Origin of the sequence: Streptomyces asiaticus, assembly GCF_018138715.1 — a bacterium.
In the GTDB taxonomy this organism is placed as follows: domain Bacteria; phylum Actinomycetota; class Actinomycetes; order Streptomycetales; family Streptomycetaceae; genus Streptomyces; species Streptomyces asiaticus.
Genome location: NZ_JAGSHX010000006.1, coordinates 7,630,803 through 7,655,293, shown reverse-complemented (window position 1 = coordinate 7,655,293; position 24,491 = coordinate 7,630,803). Strand labels below are relative to the sequence as shown.

Annotated in this window: 19 protein-coding genes and 4 pseudogenes; 11 read left to right on the top strand and 12 right to left on the bottom strand. The window is 67.3% G+C overall.

Features of this window, described 5'->3' with window-relative positions:
- Window positions 1–45 precede the first annotated feature (45 nt).
- The 5 genes from KHP12_RS40460 (at window position 46) to KHP12_RS40440 (ending at window position 4,959) form a co-directional block, all read left to right on the top strand.
- Complete coding sequence (locus KHP12_RS40460) at window positions 46–1,347, top strand: ABC transporter substrate-binding protein (protein WP_086881239.1); 1,302 nt, start codon at window positions 46–48, stop codon at window positions 1,345–1,347.
- A 2-nt stretch (window positions 1,348–1,349) separates the two neighbouring features.
- Window positions 1,350–2,339, top strand: a complete 990-nt coding sequence (locus KHP12_RS40455) for a carbohydrate ABC transporter permease (protein ID WP_086881238.1) — start codon at window positions 1,350–1,352, stop codon at window positions 2,337–2,339.
- The gene (locus KHP12_RS40450) at window positions 2,336–3,172 is read left to right on the top strand and encodes a carbohydrate ABC transporter permease (protein WP_086881237.1); all 837 of its coding nucleotides are present in this window, start codon (window positions 2,336–2,338) and stop codon (window positions 3,170–3,172) included. Before KHP12_RS40455 ends, KHP12_RS40450 begins: the two co-directional genes overlap by 4 nt.
- A 343-nt stretch (window positions 3,173–3,515) precedes the next feature.
- Window positions 3,516–4,640 carry an alpha-amylase family protein gene (locus tag KHP12_RS40445; protein WP_143677952.1) on the top strand — a complete coding sequence of 375 codons (1,125 nt, stop codon included), beginning with the start codon at window positions 3,516–3,518 and terminating at the stop codon, window positions 4,638–4,640.
- Between the two features lie 52 nt (window positions 4,641–4,692).
- On the top strand, window positions 4,693–4,959 hold the full coding sequence (locus KHP12_RS40440; RefSeq protein WP_167442451.1) for a hypothetical protein: 267 nt from the start codon (window positions 4,693–4,695) through the stop codon (window positions 4,957–4,959).
- Window positions 4,960–5,881: 922 nt separating this feature from the next.
- Here KHP12_RS40440 and KHP12_RS40435 read toward each other — a convergent pair.
- The 6 genes and pseudogenes from KHP12_RS40435 to KHP12_RS52575 all read right to left on the bottom strand — a co-directional run.
- Window positions 5,882–7,123, bottom strand: a complete 1,242-nt coding sequence (locus KHP12_RS40435; RefSeq protein WP_244202718.1) for an alpha-L-fucosidase — start codon at window positions 7,121–7,123, stop codon at window positions 5,882–5,884.
- Window positions 7,124–7,604: 481 nt separating this feature from the next.
- A pseudogene (locus KHP12_RS40430) lies at window positions 7,605–9,227 on the bottom strand (alpha-L-fucosidase); the annotation flags it as partial.
- Window positions 9,228–9,497: 270 nt separating this feature from the next.
- Entirely contained in the window at window positions 9,498–11,867 is a 2,370-nt protein-coding gene (locus KHP12_RS40425; protein ID WP_086881234.1) for a glycosyl hydrolase family 95 catalytic domain-containing protein, read from the bottom strand.
- A 224-nt stretch (window positions 11,868–12,091) separates the two neighbouring features.
- On the bottom strand, window positions 12,092–13,396 hold the full coding sequence (locus KHP12_RS40420; RefSeq protein ID WP_086881233.1) for a Gfo/Idh/MocA family protein: 1,305 nt from the start codon (window positions 13,394–13,396) through the stop codon (window positions 12,092–12,094).
- On the bottom strand, window positions 13,393–13,644 hold the full coding sequence (locus tag KHP12_RS40415; RefSeq protein ID WP_276328625.1) for an alpha-amylase family glycosyl hydrolase: 252 nt from the start codon (window positions 13,642–13,644) through the stop codon (window positions 13,393–13,395). The genes KHP12_RS40420 and KHP12_RS40415 overlap by 4 nt, the downstream gene beginning before the upstream one ends.
- A 103-nt stretch (window positions 13,645–13,747) precedes the next feature.
- A pseudogene (locus KHP12_RS52575) lies at window positions 13,748–13,936 on the bottom strand (hypothetical protein); the annotation flags it as partial.
- A 332-nt stretch (window positions 13,937–14,268) separates the two neighbouring features.
- On the opposite strand from KHP12_RS52575, the gene KHP12_RS40410 reads away from it, so the two are divergent.
- Both KHP12_RS40410 and KHP12_RS40405 read left to right on the top strand, forming a co-directional pair.
- Window positions 14,269–15,381 (top strand): integrase core domain-containing protein, encoded by a 1,113-nt coding sequence (locus KHP12_RS40410; protein WP_086881243.1) that lies wholly within the window; start codon window positions 14,269–14,271, stop codon window positions 15,379–15,381.
- A 277-nt stretch (window positions 15,382–15,658) separates the two neighbouring features.
- Complete coding sequence (locus tag KHP12_RS40405; protein ID WP_211834286.1) at window positions 15,659–16,411, top strand: hypothetical protein; 753 nt, start codon at window positions 15,659–15,661, stop codon at window positions 16,409–16,411.
- Between the two features lie 174 nt (window positions 16,412–16,585).
- Here KHP12_RS40405 and KHP12_RS40400 read toward each other — a convergent pair whose 3' ends face one another.
- From KHP12_RS40400 to KHP12_RS40390, 3 genes are all read right to left on the bottom strand, one after another.
- On the bottom strand, window positions 16,586–16,837 hold the full coding sequence (locus KHP12_RS40400) for a type II toxin-antitoxin system RelE family toxin (RefSeq protein WP_086881232.1): 252 nt from the start codon (window positions 16,835–16,837) through the stop codon (window positions 16,586–16,588).
- Window positions 16,834–17,091: a type II toxin-antitoxin system Phd/YefM family antitoxin gene (locus KHP12_RS40395; RefSeq protein ID WP_014043545.1), complete on the bottom strand. Its 258-nt coding sequence runs from the start codon at window positions 17,089–17,091 to the stop codon at window positions 16,834–16,836. The genes KHP12_RS40400 and KHP12_RS40395 overlap by 4 nt, the downstream gene beginning before the upstream one ends.
- Window positions 17,092–17,497: 406 nt before the next feature.
- On the bottom strand, window positions 17,498–18,301 hold the full coding sequence (locus KHP12_RS40390) for an SDR family NAD(P)-dependent oxidoreductase (protein WP_211834285.1): 804 nt from the start codon (window positions 18,299–18,301) through the stop codon (window positions 17,498–17,500).
- 129 nt (window positions 18,302–18,430) lie between these two features.
- Here KHP12_RS40390 and KHP12_RS40385 point away from each other — a divergent pair, with 129 nt between their 5' ends.
- Complete coding sequence (locus KHP12_RS40385; protein WP_211834284.1) at window positions 18,431–19,339, top strand: LysR family transcriptional regulator; 909 nt, start codon at window positions 18,431–18,433, stop codon at window positions 19,337–19,339.
- Window positions 19,340–19,647: 308 nt separating this feature from the next.
- On the opposite strand, the pseudogene KHP12_RS40380 reads toward KHP12_RS40385, so the two are convergent.
- From KHP12_RS40380 to KHP12_RS40370, 3 genes and pseudogenes are all read right to left on the bottom strand, one after another.
- A pseudogene (locus KHP12_RS40380) lies at window positions 19,648–19,983 on the bottom strand (Tn3 family transposase); the annotation flags it as partial.
- Between the two features lie 327 nt (window positions 19,984–20,310).
- Window positions 20,311–20,550 (bottom strand): annotated as a pseudogene (locus KHP12_RS40375) (helix-turn-helix domain-containing protein); the annotation flags it as partial.
- Between the two features lie 260 nt (window positions 20,551–20,810).
- On the bottom strand, window positions 20,811–21,323 hold the full coding sequence (locus KHP12_RS40370; RefSeq protein WP_086881228.1) for an SRPBCC family protein: 513 nt from the start codon (window positions 21,321–21,323) through the stop codon (window positions 20,811–20,813).
- Window positions 21,324–21,453: 130 nt separating this feature from the next.
- Between KHP12_RS40370 and KHP12_RS40365 the strand changes: the two genes are divergently transcribed.
- The 3 genes from KHP12_RS40365 (at window position 21,454) to KHP12_RS40355 (ending at window position 24,472) form a co-directional block, all read left to right on the top strand.
- The gene (locus tag KHP12_RS40365) at window positions 21,454–22,350 is read left to right on the top strand and encodes a helix-turn-helix domain-containing protein (protein WP_086881227.1); all 897 of its coding nucleotides are present in this window, start codon (window positions 21,454–21,456) and stop codon (window positions 22,348–22,350) included.
- Window positions 22,351–22,562: 212 nt separating this feature from the next.
- On the top strand, window positions 22,563–23,534 hold the full coding sequence (locus tag KHP12_RS40360; RefSeq protein WP_211834283.1) for a hypothetical protein: 972 nt from the start codon (window positions 22,563–22,565) through the stop codon (window positions 23,532–23,534).
- A gap of 38 nt (window positions 23,535–23,572) precedes the next feature.
- Entirely contained in the window at window positions 23,573–24,472 is a 900-nt protein-coding gene (locus KHP12_RS40355) for an MBL fold metallo-hydrolase (RefSeq protein ID WP_086881225.1), read from the top strand.
- Window positions 24,473–24,491 lie beyond the last annotated feature (19 nt).

Genomic DNA, 24,491 nt, shown 5'->3' with positions numbered 1-24,491 from the left:
AAGCCGCTCCGAGCGCGGCCCGCACCCAAGAAAGAGGTCAGCACGATGAGGAGAAGGACGGCAGCCCTCGCCCTCGGCACCGCCGCAGCGATGGTCCTGACCGGCTGTTCCGCCATGAGTCCGAACGCGAACGGCACGGTCACGCTCAACATGGTCGAGAGCCTGACCAACCCCTCCCGCACCGATCTGCTCAAGGGGCTCATAGCCGACTTCGAGAAGCAGAACCCCAAGATCAAGGTCAACCTGATCTCGCCGCCCACCGAACAGGCCGATCAGAAGATCCAGCAGATGCTCCAGTCCGGCAGCGGGGTGGACGCACTCGAGGTACGGGACATCACGGTCGGCCCGTGGTCGAACAACGGCTGGCTGTACGACATGGCGAAGGACCTCAAGGGCTGGCAGGGCTGGAATGCCATGACGGAGAACGCCGTCAAGGCGTCCGAGGACGCCAAGGGCCGTACCTTCTTCGTCCCCTACGGCTTCTACGGGCTGAGCCTCTTCTACCGCAAGGACCTGATCAAGGACGCCGGGTTCAGCAAGCCCCCGGCCTCCTGGGACCAGCTGCTGAAGCAGGCATCCGCCATCAACGACCCGGCGAAGCGCCGTTACGGCTACGCGTTCCGCGGCGGGGCCAACGCCAACAGCAACGCCACCGCCATCATCGAGGCGTACGTGGCCGACAAGGTCGACCTCGCCAACGGCTACAAGCTGAAGAACGGGCGCACGATCTTCTCCGCGCCCGAGGCCCTGGACGCCCTCAAGACCTACCTCACACTCTTCAAGAAGGCGTCGCCCAAGTCATCCGTGTCCTGGGGCTATCCGGAGATGGTCGAGGCGTTCTCCAACGGCTCCACGGCCTTCCTGCTCCAGGATCCGGAAGTCATCGCCACGGTCTCCGAGTCCAAGTCGATCTCGAAGGAGCAGTGGGACACCGCTCCACTGGTGGCCGGACCCAGCGGGAAGACCGTCCAGCCGCTGGCCACCGCCGGGTGGGGCATCGCGAAGGGCAGCAAACACAAGGCCGAGACCGTCAAGCTGATCAAGTTCCTGTCCCAGGGCAAGGCGTCGACGGACTTCACCAAGAAGAACAGCCTGGTGCCGATCCTCAAGTCGGCGACCGAGGACCCGTTCTACAAGACCGGCCCATGGTCGTCCTACGTCACCATGACCAAGCACCCCGACACCTATCTCAACGTCAGCCAGCCGCGCGGCGTGACCTGGTGGAGCGAGTGGGAGCAGAAGTCCGACGCCGACGTGCAGAAGATGGTGACCGGCAAGATGTCGCCCAAGGAGCTGCTGACGGGCTGGGACGCGTACTGGACCAAGAAGTGGGAGCAGGAGAAGTAGGGATGCCCGCCACGTCCGCAACGACGACCGGGCCGAAGACTTCGCGCCCCGTCCGGAAGCAAGCCGCCCCGCGGGTCCGGAACGGGCCGCGGGGCGGCCGGAAGCGGGAGTTCACGACCCGCCGGGGCCTGCTCATCGCCGCCTTCATGGCGCCTGCCGCGATCTTCGTGGCGGTGTTCACGTACTACCCCATGATCGCGGGCAGCCAGATGGCCTTCCGCCACTGGGATCTGAACGATCTCACCGACACCTCCTGGGTGGGCCTGGACAACTTCCACCGTGTCTTCTCCGACCCCAACTGGGGCACCGTGCTGGGCAATACGGGCGTCTGGGTCATCGGATCGATCGTGCCCCAGCTCGTGATCGGTTTCGCGCTCGCCCTGTGGCTGCGCCGCCGGTTCCGCTTCCGCGGCGTCTACCAGGCGCTGATCTTCTTCCCCTGGGCGATCTCCGGGTTCCTCATCGGCATCCTGTTCCGCTGGATGTTCAACAGCGAGTTCGGCGTCGTGAACGATCTGCTCCAGAAGGCGGGGCTGATCGACGAGCCCGTGGCGTGGCTGGCCGATCCGCACAAGGCGATGATCGCCGTACTGATCGCCAACATCTGGTACGGCGTCACCTTCTTCGCCATCATGATCCTGGCCGCGCTCCAGTCGGTCCCCGACGAGCTGTACGAGGCCGCGGCGCTGGACGGGGCCGGGAAGGCACGCACGCTCTTCCAGATCACCATCCCCTATATCCGGGTCACGCTGGTGCTCACGGTGCTGCTGCGGGTCATCTGGATCTTCAACTTCCCCGATCTGATCTTCGGGATGACCGGTGGCGGGCCGAACAACCAGACACACATCGTGACCACCTGGATGATCAAGATCACTCAGCAGGGCGACTACGGCAAGGCCTCGGCGCTCGGTCTCCTCGTGGTCGCGGGGCTGCTGCTTTTCACGGTGTTCTTCCTGCTGGCCACGCGTGAGAAGCGAGAGGTGAGGTCGTGATCGGCAAAGAGACCGCGGTCGGCCGGGCCGTCCGAATCATCTTCCTGGTGCTGTGGCTGGCCTTCACCGTGTTCCCGCTGTACTGGATCGCCATCACCTCGCTAAAGGCGCCGGGCGACATCTTCTCCTTCCCCCTCGCCTACTGGCCCGAGCACTTCTCGCTGGAGAACTACAGTGAGCTGTTCAACAAGGCCGACTTCGGGACCTATCTCACCAACAGCCTCATCGTCGCGACCGTCGCGGGCGCGGTCGCCACCGCCATCTCGATGCTGTCGGCGTATGTGCTGGCGCGCTTCGAGTTCCGCACCAAGTCCGCGTTGCTGACGGCCGCCCTGGTCACCCAGATGATCCCGGCCTTCATCGCGCTGGGCCCGCTGTATCTGCTGATGACCGACCTGAAACTGGTCGACAACCGGCTCGGGCTCATCCTCGTCTACATCGCCGTGTGTATCCCCTTCTGCACGGTGATGCTCCGCGGCTTCTTCGAGAACATCCCCGACGCACTGGAGGAGGCCGCGATGATCGACGGCCTCTCCCGGTTCGCGGCGCTGTTCCGGGTGCTGCTCCCGGTGATGCGTCCGGGGATCGTGGCGGCGTTCATCTTCAACTTCGTCAACTGCTGGAACGAGCTGTTCCTGTCGGTGACCCTGATGAACAGCGACGCCAACAAGACGACCCCCACGGCCCTCAACGGATTCATCTCCAGCTTCAACATCGACTGGGGCTCGATGTCCGCAGCGGCCGTGTTCACGATCCTGCCAACCATGGTGCTCTTCGCCTTCGCGAGCCGCCACATCGTGCAGGGGCTCACCTCCGGCGCCGTGAAGGGGTGAGGCCGATGGCCGCGATCGACGTTCCGCTGCCCGACTCCGTCCATGTGATCACCGGTCCGTCCGGGGACCCGCGCACCGCCGCACCGGCGGGGGCGGGCCGCTGGACCGTGCCCGGCGCCGAGGTGACGGCGCCGACACGATCCATACGGCGCCCTGCGGCTGGTGCTCGCCGCGCCGGGTCCGGAGGGCCTGTCGACGGTGGCGCTGCGCTGGCGCCACCACCCCGGCGGTCACCACCCCGTCCTGGTACACACGCTGTGGCTGGACGTACGCTCCGGCGGCCTGCCTGTGCTGCCGGGCGACCGGGAAATCGCCGCCGCCACGGTGGTCGGGGTGACGACGGGTGCGGACACCACCCCCGTACGCGGCGCTCCAGGAGCTGTGCGCCGCCATGTCCCCCGATCCGCTGGTGCCCGCGCAGCCGGTGGTCGGCTGCAACAACTGGTACTACGCCTACGGCCAGGACTTCGGCCCGGACGCCGTACTGCGCGACGCGGCCACCATCGCCGAGTTCGCCGGGGACCATCCAGTGCGGCCGTTCTGTGTCGTCGACGACGGCTGGACGGAGGGCGGGGGAAGCGCCCCGGGAGGGCCGTGGGACACCGGCCTGCCCGGGCTGTTCGACGACATGGCGGGCCTGGCCGCGGGCATCGCCGACCGTGGCGCCCGGCCAGGCCTGTGGTTCCGGCCGCTGCTGTCCCGGGTGCCGACGGAGGGGATGCGCACGGACACCGGCGCTCCCGGCCGGATCCCCCTGGACCCGTCGCTGGACGCGACGCTGGCGACCGTCGCCGCCGATGTCGCCCGCTTCCGCTCCTGGGGTTTCGAGCTGATCAAGCACGACTTCAGCACGTACGACGTCTTCGGCCGCTTCCACCCGGACACACCGCACGAAATGGCCGGTGCCGGATGGCGGCTCGCCGACCGCACCCGCACCACCGCCGAAGTGCTGGTGGGCCTCTACCGGACCATCGCCGAGGCGGCCGGGGACGCCGTGGTGCTCGGCTGCAACACCGTCGGACATCTGGCGGCGGGTCTGGTGCAGGTGCAGCGAACCGGTGACGACACCTCGGGCCGTCACTGGGAGCGCACCCGACGGATGGGCATCAACACCCTCGCCTTCCGGCTGGCCCAGCACAGCCGCTTCTACGCGGTGGATGCCGACTGCGTGCCCTGTACCCCGGCCACCGAGTGGCGGCTGAACCGTCAGTTCCTGGACCTGGTGGCCCGTTCCGGCACCGCGCTGTTCGTCTCCGTCGCCCCGGCCGCCCGTACCCGCAGACCGATGCCGACCTCGGCGCGGCCGTCCGGCTCGCGCTGGACGGCGGGTCGCCCGGCGGCGTCGAACCACTGGACTGGCTCGGGACCACGGCCCCGCGCCGCTGGCGGACGGGCAACGCGGAACGCACGTACACGTGGTCCCAGCCCTGGGGTGCGTGGCCGCCGCTTCCGCTCTAGACAGCTGTAGACGGCCCTGGCCATTGGTCAGGCGCGGGTGGATTCGCGACACCGCCGGACGGGTGGACGACCTGATGAACTGTCTCACCGCGAACTCGGTATCGACCTCTCGTGGCAACCCGATCGCGATGGCCACAGGCAACGCCGTACTTGACTTCTTCGATGCGCACGAGTTGCAAGCCAACGCCGTCGAGATCGGCCGCTTTCTATTTGACGGACAGCGAGGACTCGCTACCCGCTACTCGTTGATTGGGGTTACTCATCGGGAAGGGCGGGTTGTTGGGCAACGTCCTCCGCGTGACACCACCGATGACGGTCACACTCGATGAGGCCAGGCAAGCGCTGGGCATGCTCGACGACGTCCTAGCTCGTATCACACCGCAAGCAGAGCCGCGGGCTGACTCTTGACGGAGCGGCTGCGCGTCGCTTCGTGCCAGGACCTGTCAATGACCCCGGGTGCGAAGTAGCCGTAAGCCCCGCTTTGCCGCCCCGTTCCCATACGGTCGGCCACAAGGTCATGCCGACCGAGCCAACTGCCAGGGGCGGCTCGGCCTGCCCCGGCCATTCCCCACCCCGGGGCCAGCAGCGGGCAGCGCGACACAAACCCGTGCGGGCATGATGCTGGGTCGTGGCAATACGTCTGATCTATCTGCTCGGGTGCCAGACCTTCCGATGGCTCGCGCTGCTGGCCCGGTCGAGCGCGGCGAAAGACATTGCGATCTTGATGCTCCGCCACCAACTCACCGTCGCACAGCGCATCCACCCACGGCCCCGGTTCTCCTGGAGCGACAGGGCCGTCATGGCAGCACTGCTCCGGGTGGCGAACAAGCAGCAGCGCTCACAGCCGGCGCTGCTGGTTACACCACGGTCAGTCCTGCGCTGGCACACACGCCTCGTCGCTCGGAAATGGACCTATCCACGCCGCGATCCAGGCCGACCACCGAAACCGGGAGCATTACGGCAGCTGGTCCTGCGTCGCGCGGGAGTGTCCAATAGACGGCGGATACACCCAGGCCAACAGCCCCGGACCCGATAACTCAGACACACGCACAGACACCCGAACCACCCCCCAGGACCACTACCCAAGAACCCACACCCAAGGCCTAAAACAACGGCATTGCGGCTAGGCCATGTGGTGCAACTGGGGCAGGCAACCTGCTCGAACAACGGTCATCCGCTTCCCAAGCCGCTGGGAACTTGCTGCCCGATGAGCGAGATGCGGCTCGAGTGCGGACCTTGAGCAGCTCGCAGTCAGACGTCCCAGGAGATGGCCCTGTCCGTCACGAACGCGGGGCTCATGGGCCGGTCGACGTCGAGCTTGAGGTTGTATTCCGGGAAATGAGCCGTGAACTTGCTCATGTCGAGGAGCAGGTCGCCCTGCGCGTCCACGGAGTACGGAATCGGCACGTCGTTGAGAGTGCTGATCGATTTCACGGTGGCGTTGAGGCGCGGCAGGCGCAGCCTGCCCGGGCGGCTTTCGTCAGTGATGTGCAGATAGATCTTGCTGTTCCGGTACGTCGACCCGCCGATGCCGCTGGAGCGGTACGGTCCGCCGCGCGTTCCGACGATCGTGTACCCGTACTGGCGCATCCACTGTCCGACTTGGTGCAGGGTGGAGGTGATCCTGTCCTCCAGGTAGCCGCTCTTCATCGGCGGCACGTTGAGCAGAAGGTTGCCGTCTCCGACGGCGGCGGAGGCGAGACCCTGGAGCACGGTGGGGAAGTCGGAAGCGGGCACGTCCGGCTGCCAGGACCAGTGCGGTGGTGTGATGGTGAGGCAGGACTCCCACGGCCGGGTCAGGTTGAACCCGCCGATCTGCTGCTCGGGGGTGTCGTAGTCCCCGGTCAGGTCCTTCGGTACGTCCTGGAAGCCCATGTTGGAGTAGGCACGGTCGTTGACGAGGATGCCCGGCTGCAACTTCCGTGGGACATCGATGAGTTGGGGTGGCTGGAAGGGCTGCCGGTCAGCGTACGGGATGCTGTCGTACCAGAGGAAGTCGACCTTGCCGTACCGGGTGAGGAGCTGCTTGAGGTGCTCCATCATGTAGCCGTAGTACGTGGTGTAGTCGCCCTTGCCGTAGTCGGGTTGGGTCCAGTCGCGGGCCGAGTAGTAGAAGCCGAGCTTGAGCCCGGCGCCCCTGGCGGCTTCGGCCATTTCCCGGGTGAGGTCCCGTCCTGACCTTCCCATGGGAGTGTCCGCGTAGTCAGCGTAGAAGGATCGCTGGACGTTGCCGGCACGGAAGTTGGGATAGCCGTCGTGATGCTTGGTCGTGAAGACCAGGTAGTTCATTCCGGCTGCTTTGGCCGTGGCCGCCAGCTTCGTCGCCCAGTCCGTCTCGGGTTGGAAGCTGCGGTAGGCGGTGTCGTAGACAGGGTCGGACTTCACCGACGGGTCAGCGTACTGGTTGCCAGGCCCCTCGCCCGGACGGTACGCGTTACGGCCCCAACCGATCTCTCGTCCCACCACGGACGACGGGTTGAAGTGCACGAACATTCCGAACCGAAGAGAGGCGAGAACGCCGCCGGGGTCGTTCACACGCACATCGGCCCCTTGGCTTCCACTCTGTGGGGCACCTCCTAGCGCCCTTGCCGCCGGGCCGGTGGCAATGACGGCAGGCACGGCGGCGAGGGCGCCGAGCAGTGTTCGGCGACGGAGCGGGTCGGATGATGCGGGCATGCTGCTTCCTCTCGATTGATGTCGCAGGTGGCTGCACAGAGCGTGGAGATCGGATGTCCAGGAGGACGCCCGCCTGCGGCGTGGCCCGGCGTGGTCCCAGACGGGCTGTCAGCCGGGGAGCTTCATGGTTGCGCCCTGCGGTGCAAGCGTGTAGCGCCCAGGCGCGCTGCTGGTGAAGGTATGGCGTTTGCAGTTCTGCGTGGTGGCTACGGTCGTGCCACTGGCGTCGGTGACTGGCAGCCGCATCGGCCCGACGGCCAGCACCTTCCCGTGACGTTGATCAACCGGACGTTGACGCGACCTTCAGCGAGACAATGGCGTCGTTGTTGCCGGTCACCCGCAGGTCAGGATTGTCCGCGGTGAACGTCCAGGCCGTGCCGGTGGAGTTGTCGCCGGAGTAGCCCGTCAGCGAGTAGCCCTGTGGCACCTTCATCGAGGAGATGACCGAGGGCTTCACCCCGGCAGCCGACAGCTGTGAGGAGGTGTAGCTGCCCGGCGACAGGATGGCGCTCGCTCCGGAGTAGCCCACGTCCTGGAACACCGTGACCCCGGCCGGCGTGGGGACGCCGCTGACCTCGACGCAGACCACGGAGTCATTGGCGTCCGGGGCGGTGGCCGGGACGGTGACGTTGATCTGGCCGCCGCTGACGGAGTAGGTGAGTGAGGTCGTGGGGTTGTTCATCAGGTAGACGCGGCCGATCCTGTTGGTGATCGCCGGAATCTTGAGCACGCCGTTGCCGGGCCAGTCGAAGACGTGGGCGAACAGCTTGCCGTCCTTCTTGGTGACCCTGCCCCAGGCCGGATCGATAGCGAAGGGACTTGCCGTCGCGCCGTGGATGCTCTTGCCGTACGTCGGCATCCAGGAGGCGAGGCCGCGCAGAATGGTCATGGATCCGGCGGTGACCGAGCCGTCGCCCTTGGGGCCGATGTTCAGCAGGAAGTTGCCGTCCCGGGACACACATGTGGCGAGCTCTTTGACGAAGTCGCTGGTGGAACGGTAGGAGTTCTCGGCGCCCGAGTTATAGCCCCAGGCGCCGTTCATGGTGTCGCATGTCTCCCACAGTCGATCCGGCTGCGTGCTGGGGAGACTGGACTCCGCGACTGTGTAGTCGCCCAGCCCGCAGTTGTGCTTGACGCGTTCATTGATGACGAGGTTGGGCTTACGGGCGATCAACCAGTTGTAGAGTTCGAGGCCGTCCGATCGGTTCCACCAGTCCTCCAGGGTGGGGCTGGCAACGTCGTTGGGCATGTCGCCGTCGAACCAGAGGATCGCCGGGTCATAGCGGTCCAGCAACTCCTGCAGCTGGGCTTTCATGTCCGCGATGTAGCTGGTACGGGCCGCCATCGAGGCCATCGTGGTGGGCCCCCCTCGGTTGGTCTGGGAGGGGTGGTTCCAGTCCATGATCGAGTAGTAGACCCCGAACTTGACGCCGCGCGCCTCGCACTCACGCTTGAGCGCTGCCAGCAGGTCGCCCTGGAAACCTGCGTAGTCGTGCAGGTTGTAGCGCTTGGTGCCGGTGGTGTCGGTGAAGCTGGGGACATGGGAGTCCCACATGGCGAAGCCCTCGTGATGCTTGGCGGTGATCACGAGGTATCTCATGCCGGCGTCCGCTGCCAGTTGGGCAATTTCGGCCGCGTTGAACGCCGTGGGGTTGAAGTGCGCGGACACCTGGGTCTGGTAGTCGGCCTTGGACCAGTTCTCGGCGTTGAACAGCTGTTCTCCGCGGCCGAGGTAGGAGTAGGACCCGAAGTGGATGAACATCCCGAACCGGGCCTGATACCACCAGTCCATCTTCTGCGGGACGGGGTATGCCTCGGCGGTGGCAGGCGACGGGACCTGTGGGAGCCCGAAGGCCACGGCGCCTCCGGCTAGCGCAGCAGCCTTCATGAGGGAGCGTCGACTCATAGGCGTAGGTGACATCGTGCAGCTCCTGGATCGTGGGGGTGTGCTGGTCGGGTGGGGGCACGCGAAGGGACATCAGGTCCGTGAGCACTTCGGAGGCGTGCCGTTCTGAACCTCAACGCCGGCGCGGCACTCCCCGGGTGCCAAGGCCGTGGCAGGCCGCGCTAGGCGTCGTATGGGTTTCGTGTCCGTCCTCCTAGAAGGCGACGGGGGGTTCCGGATCAGGACAGTGGGCGCCGCTGCTGATAGACGCCGCCATTGCAGGCCCAGAGGATGGGTTTGGTCCGGTCAACCGTGCCGGTGCGCGACGTCCGTACCCCCGCCCTGCGGTGCAAGCGTGTACCGCCCGCCCGCGCGGCTGGTGAAGGTGTAGCGGTCGCCGTTCTGCGTGGTGGCCACGATGTTGCCCCTGGCGTCGGTGACCTTGAGAGACTGGCCAGGCCAGGGATTGAGTACGGTCGCGACACCACCCTGGTTGTCCGCGACCACTGACACGTTGGAGACGGTGGTGCCGTCATAGTCCGCGCTGACCAGGTACCCGCCCTGAGCACGCAGGTTGCTGAAGTGCCCACGTCGGCCTGACGGGTAGTCCGGGAACAAGCGGATCGTGCCGTTGTCCGATTGCAGCATCATCGAGTTGATCGCGTCGATAGCGCTGATCGACTCCAGGCCACCAACCTGGACACTGCCGGTTTGGTTGGTCTGAATTTCCGCGTTGATGCGGCTCTTGAGCTGCGCCAGCAGGGGTGAGGCCGGATAGCCGACACGGGCGGCGATCCCGAAGCTCTTGGCGAAGTTGTTGTCTTCACCCCAGGAGTTCATGGCGTCCAGGGTGTCGATCGCGGCCTGCCGCTGCGCGGCCGGCGAATCGAGGTTCAACTGATCGAACGGGTGGATCCACTCCAGGTTGCAAATGGTCCGCCCCAAGAGCGACGTGAACGAGGTGTCGTAGTCACTGGTGTAGACGGTCTTCCCGTTGTAGGTGTCGGTGGCGTACGGGGGTAGGTGGTCGATGATGTCCTGCCACGCCGGGCGCTTCGACGCGTCGACGTCGAGGACTTCGCTGTACTTCAGCGCAGCCTTCAGGATCAAGCCGACCTCTGCGAGATCGAGCGAGTCGTCGTGCTTCCAGTCCCCCTCGTAAGCGGCGCCCATCAGGTGATACTTCCCGTCGGCTTGCTTGGCGCCGAGGTAGTCCTGCCAGAACTGGGCCAGCTTGTTGACGAGAGGGTATAGCTTCTGGCTCAAGTATGTTTTGTCCGGCGAGTACTCGTACCGGTAGATCAGCGGGACCGCGGCATAGCTAGCTTCGCCCGGCTGGTTCCAGAAGCCCTTATATGCGGTTGAGCCCCAGGGCCCGATCCCCAGCGGATACAGATACCCGCGGGTGGACGGCGGGACGGCGGCCTTGAATTGCGTCGAGATGTACTGCCCGTCGGCCGGGATCGACGCGAGGTTCTGGATGTTTGCCGCGCCCTGGCCCTGGTAGTCGGTGATCGCCTTGATGTACGGATCGGCGGTCTCCGGGCGATTGCTGGAGAACACCCCGTAGTAGGCGGATTCTGCGTTGTAGTTGAGGAAAATTGCTCCTCGCCACATCGGGTCGTCGGTCGTGACCCAGCCCCACATGTTGGGGGCCTCCGAACCGGCCCTAGCCGAGCTGCCCATCAGGTACTGCGAGCCGTAGTAGTACTTCTCGATGGTGTCGTCATAGAGCCGCACATAGGACTTGAGCCAGTACGCCTTCCACCACGCACGGTGGGCAGCTGACATGGACGCCACCGCAGTGGTGTTCATGTCCCGGACGGCACGCTGCGCGTCGGCGACTTGAGTGGTGGCGTTCTTCCCGCCCCGCACACCCGACACCACCGTCACCGGCTGCCCCGGGTGGACGGTGAACTCCGCCGTCGAGGTACCCGAGGAATTCGTGCTCACCGCCGGATCCGCGCCCAGCACCCGTGTGGCGACCGCCGCCCGGGAAACCCACTGGGTTCCCTTGGAGGAGTCCGTGGACCGTGACGCCCACAACGTCGATCCGCTGACCCCCGAAGAAGCCGGGAAGGTGGCGTTGTCAGACTTCGCCGACACATCCATGTCCAGCACCACCGGACTGGAACCGGTCGTGGAGATCTCAGTGACCAGCATGTCCCCGTGCGTGTCAGAGGTATAGCTCCGGGTGTGGATCGGGGCCCCGTTGATCGTCAGATCTGACCGAACCTCCGCATTGAGCAGATCTTGGGTCTGGTTGTAGGTCGTGCCGCTGTCCGAGCCGGACGCTGGTCTGCGGAACGTGATGCTGCCCAGGGTGATCGGGTGGACGCCGTCGGGACCAGTGGTGCTGGTCCAGAAGTCGTTCTTCGACAGATAGAGGGTTTGGGTGTGCGTGTCGCCGCCGCTGGAGACAGTAAGGTCACCGTTGCCCAGCAACGGCCCGTCGGGCTCCATGTCGGTGACCGATCTCGTCGGCGGAGTGCTCCAGGTGGGGTTGAGGCCCGGCAGGAATCCCTGGATCGCGGCCCAGTCCGAGTCGCGGTCGGCCGAGGAGGCGACGGTGACCGCGGCGAGGTCGGGTCGGGTGGCCGACGGCAGCCCGGCGGCCGCCAGCGCGCCGATCGCGGCGATCGCGATCAGCGGCCCCGGGCGTTTGGTACGGAACATCACTGATCCCTTCCCAGGTGGGGTAACGGGTTGAAGGTCACGGCCATACGCGTATGCACGTGCTCCACTCCTTCATGTGGTGTGCATGCGCGACCGCCCAGTGCGGTGGGCGGCCCGGCTCTTGGGCGCCTCGGGGTTGAGGCGTTATTTCAGGTGCGGCAATGCGCGTGGACGCCGTAGGCCGGAGGCGGTCCCTCCACCGGCCGGACGGAATCCGTGGCAGATCAGAGTCGGACGACCTGGCCGGTGCGGCGGGACCTCTCGGCCGAGAAGACGACGCGATGACTGTCGCGACTGGCCTCCGGGCCGGTGAGCAGCAGGTCCGGGCGGCCCTCATGGTGAGCGCGGACGAATGCCTCGATCAGGCCGGCATCTCCGCCGCCGTGGCCTTCGGCGGCCGAGGCGCCGCCGTTGTCGGTGTCGATGACGGTGCGCTCATCAGTGCGGAAGTCGTAGATCTCGATCGTCCGGCCGTCGCCGGTGATCTGGCCGTGAGTGCCGAAGAGCTTGGTGTGGCGGTTCTCCTGCGGAGTGAAGGCGGTGAGGGTGAAGGAGGCGGTGACGCCGCCCTCGTACTGGAGGTTGACGACTTGGTGGTCGACAATGTCGTTGTCGCAGGCGTAAACACAGCGCCCGTACGGGCCCTCGGCCAGAGCCGTCTCCACCGCCTCCGCGGTCATCTCGTCGGCGACGATCCGGGTGAAGTAGCGCTTCACGCCGCCCTCGCGCAGACCGACCGGGTAGAGCTTGCCGGCCGAGTACGGACAGTCGGGCTCGACGGCGCAGCTGACGCAGCGCCCGCTCGCCCCGGCCGGGGCGTTCTCGGCACGGAAATGGCTGAGGGAACCGAAGGAAGACACCGCGGCCACGGGCTGCCCGACGAGGTGGCCGAGCCAGTCGATGTCGTGGCACGACTTAGTGAGAAGCAAGAAGGACGACAAGTCTTCGCGGCGCCAATTCCCACGTACATACGAGTGGGCGAAGTGCCAATAGCCGATGGGCTCCAGGTGTTGGACGCTGACCAGGTCGCCGATGCGGCCGCTGTCGAGGAGCTCTTTGAGACGGCGTGTATAGGGCGAGTAACGCATGACGTGACAGACGGTCAGCGACACCCCCGCCGACGTGGCCGCCTCAGTGATGCGGTCGCACTCCTCCATGCCGGTCGCCATCGGCTTTTCCAGCAGGATGTCGTAGCCGCGTGCGGCGAACGCCTCCACCGCCCCGATGTGTTGGGCGTCCTGCAGCGTAATGAGTACGGCGTCCGCAAGGCGGGGCGCTTCGGCCAACTCGCGCCAGTCGGCGTACCGGTGGTCGAGCGGCACCCCGTACTGCTCGGCGAAGGCCGCTCGGCGAGCATCGCGCGGCTCGGCGACGGCGGTGAACGCGACGGGTGTCTCCCCCGCCGCGGCCAGAGCCGCGTATCCGGTGCCGCGCGCCCCGGCACCGGCCACGGCAAGGCGGAGCGGGCCGCCGAGAGGACGACCGGGGTGCTCGCGGAGGTTGGCGAACGTCTGGCGCACGATGGTCATTTCTTGACTGCACCTCCGGTGGGGCCCTTCACGACATGTCCAAAATTCAGGGCGGGCTGGATCGGGAAGAAGTTGGCCCGGTAGAAGCCGCCCCGCGGGCCTTGGTTGGGGATCCACTCGCGCATGTAACGGTCGTCGCCCGGCGTGTTCGCCGACTCCTGGAACCATGGGTGCCGGTGCGAAGTGTGCCCCGGCACCGGGTCGAGGATGACGCGGATACCGCGGCGGCGCGCCACGTCGACCAACACCGCCATGTCCTCGTTCGAGCCGTACCGCGGGGCAACGCGCAGGGTGATCGACCACGTCGTACCCGCCGTCGCCGAACTCCGAGGCGAAGAACGAGCTCAGCCACACCGTGTCCACGTTCAACCAGGCCGGGCAGTCCAGGTGCTCGATGACCCCGGCCAGGTCACCAACACCAACGCCGACGCCGACGCCGACGCCGACGCCGACGCCGACGCCGTCGGCGAACGTCGCCGGATACGCCTGGTACAGCACTGCGTCCGCCAGCCAGGACGACGCGGCACGGGGTTGGGTCATGAGGTCTGCCGTCTTCCTCAGCGGAGTCGACGCGCCGCGCACCGGCGCCGGCCTGCGAGTTCCGGACCGAGATCCGGGAGTTCATTAATAATGAAGATTGCTTTAATATTTCGGATGCGTTAAGATGCTGACACTCGGTGGGTGCGGCGTCAAGAGGTCGGAGCAATTTCCATGACAACGGGGGCTCCCCAACACTGGTTCGGTGCCCCGTTGGGCCGGGCCACCACCGTGGCGGTCCTGCGCGCGGTCCACGGGTGAAGGGTGTCTTTATTGGCGTACGGTGGTTGACCTGGGGCTTTGCGATCGTCCAAGTATGGGCATGATCGGTGATCGTGGGTATGCGACTGCTCTACCTGATCTTCTGCCGACTGCTTGGCTGCCTCCTCTTACTGGGCCGGTCCGCCCCCGCGAACAACGCCGAGATCCTCGCTCTCCGCCATGAGGTCGCTGTGCTGCGCCGGCAGATCGAGCGCCCGCGGCCCTCATGGGCTGATCGTGCCGTGCTCTCCGCTCTCGCACGGCACCTGCCACCCGCATTACGCCGCCATCGGCTGGTCACTCCAGGCACGCTGCTGGCCTGGCACCGGCGTCTGGTGCGCTGGAAGTGGCGCCAGACGGCGGTCGGACCCGGTCGCCCACCATTGCCGGAAGAGACAGTTGCGCTCATCCAACGCCTGGCAAGAGAGAACCCGACCTGGGGGTACGTCAGGATCCAAGGCGAGCTGCGCCGGCTCGGGCATCGGATTGCCGCAGCTACGGTCCGGCGCGTCCTGCGCCGTTCTGGTCTACCGCCCGCACCGCAGCGAGCCTCCCAGCAAACCTGGCGCTCCTTCCTCCACACCCAGGCCCACACGCTGCTTGCCTGCGACTTCATGCACGTGGAGACGGTCTTCCTCAGGCGTCTCTACGTCTTCTTCGTCATGGAGATCGCCACCCGGCGCGTCCATGTCCTGGGCGTCAGCGCACGCCCTACCGGCGCATGGGTCACCCAACTCGCCCGCAACCTGCTCATGGACCTCGGCGACAGGGCCGGGTGCTTCCGATTCCTCATCCGAGACCGGGACAGCAAGTTCACCGCCGCCTTCGACACCGTCTTCGCCGGCAACGGCACAGCCGCCATCCCAGCACCGCCTCAGAGCCCCCGGTCAAACGCGTTCGCCGAACGATGGATACGCACAGCCCGCACCGAGTGCACCGACCGCCTCCTCATCACCGGCGAACGACACCTGCGCACCGTCCTCACCACGTATGCCGAGCACTACAACGCGGGACGGCCCCACCGCAGCCTGGACCTACGAGCCCCGGACGACGACCCGAACATCAACCCCCTACCTGCTGGCACAATCAGGCGCCGCCAGGTACTCGGTGGACTGCTCAACGAGTACCACACCACGCCACTCCGATTGCCTCACCATCGACAGGGAACGCCCAGCTCAGCAGCCTGATCGGAATATTGACACCCTTCAGGGCGAAGCGGTGGGGGAAGATCGCGCAGCGGATCGTGCCGCACGACCTTGAACCCGGCGCTCTGCGGTTGGAGTTCATCGAGCTCGGGGACGCGTTCCGTGCCACCTACAGCGCACCGAGCCCGACCTCGCCCTCCTCGCCGGGCTCCACGAACGCAAGGCCCGCGCCTTCGCCTGGTGGGCCGACGTCAGTGGCGACGGCGCCCTGCGCCACGAGGCGAAGCGTGCCGAGAAGGTCGCGCAGACCACCCGCGAGATGCACGCCAACCGTGGCGGCCAGATGGCCGGTGACCCAGCGGGCAACGACCAGCTGGCGGTCGGCGACAGGGCGGTCGGCAACCAGCTGGTGGAACGGCTGCTGACCGGGCCACAGGCCGTGCACGCCCGTGCCGTGCTGGACTACGTCGCCGCCCACTCCCCACACCCGGAGGCCGAGGTGCGCCTGAAGGTACTCAGGCTCACCCTGCGGGCCGCGCGCGCCGGCACCGGGAACGTCACCGGCCAGGACCTGACCGGCTGGCTTCCGGACGATGCCGAGCGGGTGCTTCAGCGGCTGGTCACCGGCGGCTGGCTGTGCCCGCCCGGCACCGTCTCCGAGGTGATGGCCTCCCGCTCCGAGGACCCCACCGCGGTCACCGTCCCCACCCTGCTGCCCCCCCAGCCCCGCCCGTTCACTTTCGGCAAGACCACCCGCGCCAGGATCTCCGGCTGGGCCCAGAAAGTCGTCGGTGACCGGAAGCTCCGCAAAAAGAAACTGGGCGCCGCCACCCGGCTCCTGGTCCTGTACACCGCCGCCCACGCCCGCCCCGACGGCCGCCTCGGACACTCCGAGGACGGCGGGCTGAACCTGGACCAGGCCGCCGCGTTCACCGCCCTGCCACCCGAGGAAGTCGCCGAGCACGCCGGACTGCTGATCACTGCCGACTGGCTCGCCGAAACCAACACCGCCGAAGGAAAGCTGCGCGGACAGCTCACCGAGCGCATCCTGCCGCTGAGAGGGCTGCTGTAGAGCGCCCGGCCCGCACGGATCACAAGGTAAGCCCCGGCTCGGAACGGGCCCGGCACAAAGGGGCGGCCTCGGTGACCACAGCCTGGCGGCGACGTTGGAGGCGGGGTTTGGCTTGCCATGGGTGCTTGGCAGCAGCTGCTCCGCAGTCCGCGTCCGCTGCCGGGCCCGCTTGGTTCAGCCGATGCGGCCGATGTGGATCACCACGATGGTCACAGTGGTTTCTGTGATCTCGTACAGGACGCGGTAACGGCCGACGTGCATGCGGCGCAGGTCCGGGGAGCCATACTCCGCGGTGCCCGCCGGCCGCGGGGTGTCGGCGAGCAGGTCGACGGCGTCCATCAGCTGCCGTAGGCCGTCTGGGTCGTCCTTGAGGAACCGGGCGGCCGCGTTCACCGCGCCCTCGTCCCAGATGATCGTGTAGGTCAAGAAGCGTGCCCCAGCCCGAGCTGGGCACGCACCTGCTCATGCGGCACACCCGTGGCCTCGCCGGACGCCTGCCGCGCCCGGTACTGCGCCAGGGCCAGGGCGTCCTCGAGGTCGGCCAGTTCCTGCGGATTGATCAGGACCGCCGCGGGCTGGCCATGGTCGGTGATGGTGATCCGCTCACGGGCATGGGACGCGCGACGCACCAGCGACCCGAACCGGGCCCGAGCCTCTGTAATCGGCAACGTGTCACTCATGAACAGAACTGTACACTCCACGCGGCAGCGCGCACGCGGCAAGACACACACCCAGGCCATCCTCCGCCTGGCCCGCCGGCGCGTGAACCGCACCCGATCCGCCAAGAACGTCGCGCTTCGCGGGACGTTCCCGAAAACCGGCATGAACCGCCACGAACCAACCCCGCCAGGGTTGACGAAACAGACAGGGGCACCCCCCTTCTCGGGCATGGGCGCCAACCTCGCCATGCGCGACGGCGCTGGCCTGACCCAGGCCCTCACCGGACACACCACCGTCGGCGATGCCGTCACCGCCTACGAGAAGATCCTCATTCCCCGCTCGTCGAAGCGGCCGAGGGGGACGCTGACGGAATCGACGGCGCCTTCGCTCCCGACTCGCACACCACTGATACCCAGCGTTGCCGCTTTAGCCGAACGCAGCCAGGGAGACCGGCTGCCACTGACGCCAGGTGCTCAGACGCTCCTCGTAGAGACCAGCGACATCGGTGAAGGACTTGCCGAGGAAGATCCTCAGCGGGGGCTGGTCCGCATCGACGATCTGAAGAATCGCGTCACGGGTCGCGCGCGGGTCGCCTACCTCGAAATCCGGTGCAGTAGCCGCGCGGACTTCGGCGTAGTCCGGGTACAGCTCGCTGTGCCGTGCCCCGCGGGCCAGCCAGTCGGTGGCGTAGGGGCCGGGCTCGACGTTGGTGATGTGGATGCCGAAGGCTGCAACTTCTTGCGCCAGGGACTCCGACAACCCCTCAAGGGCCCATTTGGAGGCGTGGTACGCACCGATGCCGGGGAATGCACGTACGCCGCCCTCGCTGGTCACTTGCAGGATCCTCCCCGATCGCTGCGACCGCATGAGAGGCAGCACGGCCTGTGTGACCCACACCGCACCGAAGAAGTTGGTCTCCATCTGAGCACGGAGGTCGTCCTCGTTCACCTCCTCGACCATGCCGAAATGCCCGTAGCCGGCGTTGTTGATCGCGATGTCCAGCGAACCGAAATGCGCGTGGGCACGCTGCACCGCCTCATGCACCGCGGCGCGGTCGGTAACGTCGAGCCGGACCGGCAATACCGCATCTCCGTGCCGCTCGACCAAAGGGGTCAACTGGCTGTCGTCCCGGGCCGTCGCCGCGACATGATCGCCGCGTTCGAGCGCCGCCTCCGCCCACTCGCGGCCGAACCCCCTCGAGCTGCCTGTGATGAACCAGGTCTTGGCCATGGCTGGTGCTCCCTGCAGGTGGATGGATTGCTTGCTGTTGCTGTTCCATCGTGCTGTTGATCGAGACATTCCACCAGCGAAGGTCTTGCATAGAAGACATGCGGTTTCAGAATGTGTCAGGATGACGGCGTGGCCGACTTCACCCTCACCGGTCTCCGCGTCGTCCAGGCCGTGATCGACACCGGCTCGTTCACCGCCGCGGCCGACGCACTCGGATACACCCAGTCAGCGGTGTCCCGTCAGATGGCGGCGATGGAAGCCGCCGCAGGCGTACCGCTGTTCGTCCGGGGCGCCCGCGGGGTGACCCCGTCTCCCGCGGGCATGATGCTCGCCCGCCGGGCCGCAACAGCCCTCAACGAGATCGACGCCGTCAGCACAGACCTCGCCGGGTTGCAGGACCACCTCACCGGACGCGTCGCCATCGCGGCGTTCCCCTCGGCTGCCGCCGTGCTCGTCCCCAGGGCAATGGCCCGCCTGCGGAACGACCACCCGGGTTTGATCGCCGAGTTCGGCGAGGCGTCCTCGCCCACGCAGCTTCGCCAACTCCGCGCTCACCGCATCGACGTCGCAGTGATCGGTGTGGGAGCGGACCTGCCCGCCTACGATTTCGAGGGACTGCGCCGCGACTTGCTCCTCGACGGCCGTCTCCTGCTCGCCGTCCCCGCGAACCACCGGCTCGCCGGCCGCCAACCCATTCCGGTGACCGAGCTGGGGGACGAACCCTGGATCGTCGGCAAGGGCCTCCGCGACGACCCCCAGTTCGGCGCCTGGCCAACCCTCGACCACCCGCGGATCGCCTATGCCGCCCGCGAATGGCCCACTCGCCTCGGCCTTGTCGCCGCCGGTCTCGGCATCGCCGTACTCCCCGAAGTAGCGGCCGCCGCGGTCCCCACCGGCGTCCGCATCGTCCAAGTCGACGACCCCGCCTGGCTCGGCCGAGCCATCGTCGCCGTCACGGTCCGCGACCGCTCTCCCGAGGTGACGGCCACCGTGGGGGCGCTGCGCCAGGAGGCCGCACAGCTTCGCGCGGCGCCATAACGCCGCACCCGGCAAGGAAGATCCACGCTGGGATTCCGCTCTGCTCGGCCACGGCCGACTCGGCCTGGACACGGCCGGCCTCCTCTCATAGTTCGTCCACGCGACGGCGAGCACCCAGCTCACGCTGTTCGAGCAGGCCAACCACCGACGGCATCCACGACCTCACCGGGAGCTGCAGCACGACGGGCCACTACTCCCACGGAACCTCCGGCCCCGCGCCCGACCAGCGAAAACGCAGCCCTCAAGCCCGGAAAGACAGCTTCTTAGGTCAGCCCCCTTGGACGCGTCCGGTGCTGGTGTCGGGCGTATCAGGCTGCTGTGCCGAAGCCCTCGGCACGCAGGTCCTGGTCTCGGAGCTGGGTGAAGTCGACGTCGAGCTTGGGGTCGTATACCTCGGGCTGGATGCCGAGTTCGTGGGTGGAGTACTCGCCGAACCGTTTGATGTGCTCGGTCAGGTACGGCGAAATGCGCGCCAGGTCCTCCGGGTCGATCTCCCATCCCTCCTCCAGCAGTTGGCGGACGATCTCCGCGATGTCCAGGGCGTTGTGGAAGATCACCGCGTTGGTCAACAAGCCGTTGAACTTCATCGCCTTCTCCTGCTCGACGGGGTCGTTGTCGGCGATGACACCGCGGTTGCCGAAGCCGACCCACTGACGCCCTCGCGGACGGAGACGGCCACCCGCATCAGGTGCCGGAACTGGGACTCGATCAGGTCAGGTCGATGACGTTCTTGCCCGGCTCGCCGAACAGGGCGTCGATGTGCACGTACTCGGTGGTCTTGGATGGCCGATAGAAGACCGCCAACGTGAAGACCGGCAGGGGGTATCGCCGAGGTGAGCCCAAAAGGGGCCATGGGATGATCTTGAAGCCCTGAGAGCTCCGGCCCGTCACCCATTCGACTTAGTGTCGTTGGTGGTGATGTTGACCGTCGTCTGGGGCCCGGGGTGGGTTGTGACCTCGATCGAACGGACCCGCATCCCGTCGCGGTGCTGGCGGCGCCATTCCAGGTACATCGAGTCCACGGCGCGGGCGGTGGCGATGAGGTCCGCGGTCTGGTCCTGGGCGGAGCAGGCGGCGCACCAGGCGCGGATGTCGGTTTCGGAGGGGGCGGCCTTGGCGCGCAGGACGCGGGAGGCCTTGGCCGGGTGTCAGCCGCACCGGGCGGACAGCTCACGCCCGGTGATTCCGGCGTCCCGCACCAGGTGTACCAGGCGTCCGGCGAGGGCTTCGCGGGCGACCTGGGCGCTGGAGGAGGGGGACCGCTGGGAGGAGAACGCCCGGGTGAAGGTGCTGTAGGGCGAGCGGTCCAGCCCGCCGGGCATCCCCATGGAGGTGATCTTCTCCGGGTTCGCCGAGCCGCGGTCGGTGAACTCGCTGAGGCTACCGATCACCAGAACCTGTCGGGGGCGGACGGTGGAGATCTCGATGTCGGTCGGGGCGCCGTCGTCCTCGTAGAGCTTGTGCAGTGGGATCAGCGGGCACGGTCGGCGACGATCCATTCCGCCAGGGCGACCAACGTGGCCTCCGCGCTGTCGGCCATGTGGTCGCGCAGCGCGATGACGTCCTCGCGTGTGGCGCCCAGGACCGGATCGGTGCGCAGCAGTTGCCAGGACTGCTCGACGATGCTGCCGGTGCCCTGCTCGCGGAAGTGCCAACTCCAGCGCACGATGCCGTGATCGGCTCCGCCGACGACGAAGGCGAAGGCGCGGCCTGGATCGGCCTGCACCACCTCGGAGTGGGTGACCCATTCGCGCTGGTCCCGGCGGTTGAGGCCGCTGAACCGGGCGCCGACCCAGGGACCGTCGCCCGGCGCGTAGCTCACCTCGCTGGCGCTCGGGCTCCACGTCTCGATCAGTGATACGTCGCTGATGAGGCGGTAGACGGAGTCCGGCGTTCCGTCGACCCAGCACCGCCGGGTGAAGGCGAAGGGAGTGAGGTCGAGCCCGGCAAGCGGATGCTGTGGGTCGGGGGTGGTGATGCTCATGGATTCTCCCGGAGGCGATGAAGAGGAATGCGGCCATCCTGGAGACCGGGACAGAAGCGAGCCAGACCCTGCGGATCACTACCCCAGCGGGGTCAGGCACGAATCGTCGGCGGGATGCACACTCGGATACATGAATAACCACGGGCACCTCGCCGACTTCCTTCAGGCACGCCGCGGCCAGCTGCGGCCGGAAGACGTCGGGCTGCAGACCTACGGCGAGCGGCGCCGGGTACCGGGGCTGCGCCGGGAGGAGCTCGCGATGCTCGCGGGAATCAGCGCGCCCTACTACACCCGCCTGGAGCAGGGCCAGTCGCACAACGCCTCGCGCGAGGTGCTCGACGCCATCGCGAAGGCCCTGCGACTGGATGACTCCGAGCGTGCCCATCTGCACGCCCTGGCCAATGCACCGAGACGCGGCAGGCCCGCGGGTCGGCCGCGTGCCGAACGCATATCCCCAGCAACCAGCGCTTTGCTGGCAGCCATCGAGGGCACACCCGCCATCGTCATGGGCCGCCGCAGCGACGTCCTGGCCTGGAACCGTCAAGGTCACGGGCTGTTCGCCGGCCATCTCGATCTGGGCAGCCCCGACACTCCGGGCCGACGGCCGAACATGGCCAGGCTGGTGTTCCTCGACGCGCACACCCGTGACCTGTACACAGACTGGCCCGCGAAGGCCCGGGCCGTGGTGGGCAACCTGCGTCTGACGGCTGGCCGATACCCCGATGATCCACTGCTGGCCGGACTGATCGGCGAGCTGACCATGGGTAGTCCGGAGTTCGCCACGATGTGGGCCGATCACCGGATCGTGGCCTGCGATGTCGCCGACTATGAGATGCGCCACCCGCTGGTCGGGACCCTGACGGTCACCCAGCAGACGCTGCAGAGCCCGCAAGGGAACGGCCCGGCCCTGGTGGTGGCCACAGCCGACCCCGGCTCCTCCTCCGCGACAGCCCTGAACCTGCTTGCCCACGCCACCGCATCGGAGGAAGCGACCCGGCCGCGCCACGGCGCCGAAAACCGCATCTGACCCCGCGCCCCTCCGTCGCCCGAGGTCGCCCGCGGCCTGCCTGACCGCCGCGGCGCCCCGCCACCGGACTGCCCCGGTCGCCGGACACGCCCACGCCCGCCGGTCGGCAGCACGCGACCTCCGGCAGATCGCGACCTGCGGCCTCCCCCGAGGCCCCTCTCGACCACGTCGCCGCACCGCGGCTACCGCATGCCCGAAAGCAGTGAGGAACCATGTCCAAGCGAAGTATCAAGATCGCCATGTCGGCCGTATCGGTGGCTGTAGCCACCCTTACGGCGGCTACGCCGGCCAACACGCTGTCCGCCACAGGGCCACTGACAGATGTGCGGGTCGCCGCCCACTTCGACCTGTCAGCAGGCCAGATGCCGGAGAACGTCACCCTGCTGCCCGACGGCACGGCAGACGTCACCTTCGCCGCCAGCCGCCAGGTGGCTCAGGTCAGCCCTGGCGGCGCGACGCGCATCCTGGCGACGCTGCCCGCACCCGCCGACGGCGGAGTCAAGACACCGGTCCTCGGCTTCCCCCTGACCACCGGCATCGTCCATACCTCGGACGGCACCGTTTACATGCTCTACGCGACCGGCACGGCCGACCTGACAGGGCTGTGGCGGATACGCCCCGGGCAGGACCCGGAGCGCATCGCCGCGCTGCCCGCCAACGGCCTGCCCAACGGGCTGGCACTGGATGAGCACAGCCGGCAGCTCTACATCACCGACTCGGCGCTCGGCACTGTGTGGACCGTTCCCATCGGCGGCGGAACACCCACCGCCTGGTCCGCCGCCCCCGAGCTCGCCTCGACCGGCTTCCTTGGAGCCAACGGCGCGAAAGTACACGACGGCGCACTGTGGGTGACCAACCTCGACCGGGGCACCCTGCTGCGCATTCCGATCCGCTCCGGAAACCGTGCGGGCACCCCGCAGGTCAAGGCATCAGGCCTGGCCGGAATCGACGATTTCGCGTTCACCGGCCGCGGCGACGACGTGCTCGCCGCACTCAACGCCCCCAACACGGTCGTGCGCATCCGGTCCAACGGCACCAGCACCACCGTGCTGGATGCCACAAACGGACTTCAGAACCCCACCTCCATCGCCCTGCGCGGCAATGACGTGTACGTGCTCAGCGCTGCCTACACCACGGCCACTGACCCCAATCTGCTGCGCGCACGCCTGCACGGCGACCGGTAGGAACTCGCCCGGACGATACGAATAGAGGACCACATATCATGAGTGACATTACTCTCGGCGACGTCGAGGTGACCCGGGTCGAGGAGATGCACGGACCGGTCGGCATGGACCCGGGGACATTCTTCCCCGGCTCGCCGAAGCAGCACTGGGACGAACACCGGTCCGTGCTCGTCCCGGACTTCCTCAGCGACGAGACCGGTATCTGTCAGGTGGCCGTGCAGACCTGGGTGCTGCGCAGCGAGGGCAAGACCGTCCTCATAGACACCGGGATCGGCAATCACAAGGAACGCCCCCACACACCGGCCTGGGACCACCTGGAGCTGGACTTCCTCGACAACCTCCAGCGGGCCGGCGTGCACCCCGACGACGTCGACATCGTGGTCAACACCCACCTGCACGTCGACCACGTGGGATGGAACACCCATCTGGAAGGCCAGTCCTGGGTTCCGACCTTCCGCAACGCCACCTACGTGATGCCCAAGGCCGACTTCGAGTTCTGGAACCCGGCCAACAACCCCAAGATCGCCGGCGGAGTCAACGAGAACGTCTTCGAGGACAGCGTCGCGCCCGTACACGCCGCGGGCCAGGTCCAGCTCTGGGAGTCGAGCCACCAGATCGACGCCAACCTCCGTCTACAGGCCGCACCCGGCCATACACCGGGATCGAGTGTCCTGATGCTGGACTCCGGCTCCGAGCGCGCGGTCTTCGCCGGCGATCTGATGCACTCCCCCTTCCAGGTCATGCAGCCGGACCACAACAGCTGCTTCTGCGAGGACGCACAGGCTTCCCGCAAGACCCGGCACGAGATTCTCGGCTGGGCCGCCGACGCCAACGCGCTTGTCCTGCCTGCTCACTTCGCGGGACACGGCGCGCTGGAAGTGGAACGCAGCGGGGGCTCGTTCGGCATCAAGCGGTGGGCCTCGCTCGACCGACTCTGACATCTGGTCGGTCCACAAC